The following is a 3,480-nucleotide window of genomic DNA, read 5'->3' as shown; positions in this document are numbered from 1 at the left end:
TATTCGAGGAGTACCAGAATATTTAGTAAAAAATTTATTTAGTCGAGAAACATTTACTGGAAAAGATGTCATAAATTGGCTGCCGGACTATGACTGGGAAATAGATATTATGCCCATGTTATCTAAGTTAGTCATTGAAAGAGTTATTTTTGTAGAATCAGGGGTTTAAATATGAATAGATTTTTGGGGAGTAATGTTTATTAAGGAGGTGAATATTATGAAGATAAAACTCTAGTTTTGACTAAAGAATTATATATTCCAGGAGTACCAGAATATTTAGTAAAAAATTTATTTAGTCGAGAAACATTTACTTGAAAAAAAAATCATAAATTGGTTGCCAGGCTATAACTGGGAAATACATATTATTATTATGCTCATGTTATTTAAGTTAGTTAATTAAAGAGTTATTTGTTGATAATCAGGAGTTGAAACATGAATAAATTTTTTTATGCTGATGTTGATTAAGGAAATGAATATGATGAATATAAAATTCTAGTTTTTAATAAAAAAGTATCTATTCAAGGTGTACCAGAATATCTAGTTAAAAACTTGTTTATTCAAAAAACATTTACTGGAAAAGATCTCATAAATTGGCTGCCTAACTATGACTTGTAAGCAAATATTATGCCAATCTTATTGAACTTAAGTTAAAAAAAATGTTTTTGTAGAATCAGGAGTTGAAACATGAATAAATTTTTTTATGCTGATGTTGATTAAGGAAATGAATATGATGAACATAAAATTCTAGTTTTTAGTTAAAGAATTATATATTCGAGGAGTGCCAGAATATTTAGTAAAAAATTTATTTAGTAGAGAAACATTTTCTGGAAAAAATGTCATAAATTGGTTGCCGGGCTATAACGGGGAAATACATATTATTATTATTATTATGCCCATGTTATTTAAGTTAGTTAATTAAAGAGTTATTTGTTGATAATCAGGAGTTGAAACATGAATAAATTTTTTTATGCTGATGTTGATTAAGGAGATAAATATGATGAATATAAAATTCTAGTTTTTAATAAAGAAGTATCTATTCAAGGTGTACCAGAATATCTAGTTAAAAACTTATTTAGTAGAGAAACATTTACTGGAAAAGACGTCATAAACTGGCTGCCGGACTATGACTGGGAAATAGATATTATGCCCATTTTATCGAAGTTAGTCAGTGAGAGAGTTATTTTTGTAGAGTCAGGCGTTTAAATATAAATAGATTTTTTTATGCTGATGTTGATTAAGGCAATGAATATGATGAATATAAAATTCTAGTTTTTAATAAAGAAGTATCTGTTAGAGGAGTTGCAGAATATCTAGTTAAAAACTTGTTTATTCAAAAAACATTTGCTGGATAAAAATGTAATAAATTGCCTACTTAACTATGACTTGTAAGCAAATATTATGCCAATGTTATTGAACTTAAGTTAAAAAAATTGTTTTTGTAGAATCAGGAGTTGAAAGTTGAAAGATGAATAAATTTTTTTGTGCTGATGCTTGCCGAAAAGCAGATGAAGATATTATTGGGAGTGGTACAAATTATGCAGTCTATATAATGATAGAGTGCCCTTACCCTTGGGATTATAATGCTTTTGAATCTCGTTTTTTTCCAGAAAATTTAGAGGTTTTGATGGCAGCAGTCAAAAAATCTAAATTGTCAGTCAGATTTTTACTAATTACTCAAAATCAAAATCAAAGACACAACAATAGAAAAATTTTAATTTATGAACAACAGCAAAGTTCATTTGTAAATGGTTATAAAAAGTATGAATTTGACGTGGATAGTCCTGAACAAATAGCTCCTATAATTGAAAAATATTTAGCAGGAGATAGTTTAAATACTCATACTCAAAATAGTCTAACAAGAGACTTGTTAGTTTGTACTCATGGTAGCCATGATAAGTGTTGTGCTAAATATGGTAATCCATTTTATACCGAAGCAAAAAAAATTATTTCCGAGTTAGGTTTAAAAAATACTAGGATTTGGAAAGCAAGTCACTTTGGTGGGCACAGATTTGCACCTACTATGATAGACTTTCCTGATGGTAGATATTATGGTTTACTAAATGGAGAATCCTTTAGTTCAATTTTACTACGAGCTGGTTGTATTAAATCATTGAAACGTGTGTATCGAGGATGGGGAATTTTACCAACTTCTATTCAAGTATTGGAAAGAGAACTTATGCTTCGCCACGGTTGGGAATGGTTTGATTATAAAATTAACCTTTTAGACTTGGATATAAATTCCGATAAAACAGTAATTGAAACAGAATTAGCTGTACTTCAACCAAATAATTCTAGATATATTTATCAAGCAAAGCTAGCTAAAGATAAAAGTAAAACTATTCAGCTTAAAGGTTCTTGCGATGCTACTCAAGAGTCTGAATTTATCAAGTATTATATAAGCGATCTTAACTTCAAAATAGAACTTAAAGTTACTGAGGCAATACCTATTACTCGGAAGAAAGTAAGTTAAAGTACATAAATTGGTGGGGTATTCCTAAAAATTGAAATACCTCACCAGTTTCTATAAAGCCTACTTTTTTATAGAATTTATAGGCACTAATACGAGTCATTACTCTCAAAGATTCTAGTTGTTTTTGTTTGGCAATTTCAATAATTTTTTTGATTAAAGCTGTACCTATTCCCTGAAGTTGGAATTCAGGTGAAACCGCAAGATATGCAATACTTCCTAATTCTGTAGATAATTTTCGCAGTCTAGCTGAACCAATGATTTGTTCCTCACAAACAGCAATAAAATGTAGAGAAGAATAATCTTCATCATACTTATCCCTTTCTGTTCCTTTTTCCATATTTATTGGCTTTCTTAATACTAACCAACGTTGATAATACATCTCCTCTTTTTCTGGTTTGTTTTGAATTAGACTAATCTGAAATTTTGACATTTTTCAATCATAATTAATTAGAAGCGATCGCTATTTTTATCTAGATTTTTATTGAGGGGTAGCTGAATAAAATTTTACCCATAAACAACATAAGATGATCGATAATTATTAAAGGTTGACCAACTGCAATAAATCAATTTTTATACTATCAAAAATAATGCATACAGATGGAATCAAAAGTAGTCAAGCAATGTAGTTAAATAATTCATAACTATTAGAGCTTTCCCCAAATCCAAAATCAAATCAATTCTGAGCTGTAAGTTATCAATTACTTCTCCCAGTTAAGTGTTCCCTATTCCCTCTTTTCGAGAATGGAATCAAAAGTAGTCAAGCAATGTAGTTAAATAATTCATAACTATTAGAGCTTTCCCCAAATCCAAAATCAAATCAATTCTGAGCTGAAGTTATTAATTACTTCTCCTTCCAGTTAAGTGTTCCCTATTCCCTCTTTTTGAGAATGGAATCAAAAGTAGTCAAGCAATGTAGTTAAATAATTCATAACTATTAGAGCTTTCCCCAAATCCAAAATCAAATCAATTCTGAGCTGTAAGTTATCAATTACTTCTCCTTCCAGTTAAGT

At 29.2% G+C, this 3,480-nt stretch carries 2 protein-coding genes; one reads left to right on the top strand and one right to left on the bottom strand.

Annotated features, from left to right (window positions below; translation table 11 throughout):
• The first annotated feature begins 1,465 nt into the window (after nt 1-1,465).
• Nucleotides 1,466-2,470, top strand: a complete 1,005-nt coding sequence (locus F6K40_RS26610; protein ID WP_293140116.1) for a ferredoxin family protein — start codon at nt 1,466-1,468, stop codon at nt 2,468-2,470.
• On the opposite strand, the gene F6K40_RS26605 is transcribed toward F6K40_RS26610, so the two are convergent.
• The gene (locus F6K40_RS26605) at nt 2,448-2,900 is read right to left on the bottom strand and encodes a GNAT family N-acetyltransferase (RefSeq protein ID WP_293140115.1); all 453 of its coding nucleotides are present in this window, start codon (nt 2,898-2,900) and stop codon (nt 2,448-2,450) included. The two genes, F6K40_RS26610 and F6K40_RS26605, sit on opposite strands and share 23 nt — an antisense overlap.
• Nucleotides 2,901-3,480: the final 580 nt, after the last annotated feature.

Origin of the sequence: Okeania sp. SIO3I5 (genome assembly GCF_010672085.1) — a bacterium.
Lineage (GTDB): Bacteria > Cyanobacteriota > Cyanobacteriia > Cyanobacteriales > Microcoleaceae > Trichodesmium.
This window is presented reverse-complemented; position numbering and strand designations above follow the sequence as displayed.

Bases quoted from the DNA above. Each gene is read 5' to 3' on its own strand.
- F6K40_RS26610 (WP_293140116.1), top strand. From the start codon at position 1,466: ATGAATAAATTTTTTTGTGCTGATGCTTGCCGAAAAGCAGATGAAGAT.
- F6K40_RS26605 (WP_293140115.1), bottom strand. From the start codon at position 2,900: ATGTCAAAATTTCAGATTAGTCTAATTCAAAACAAACCAGAAAAAGAG.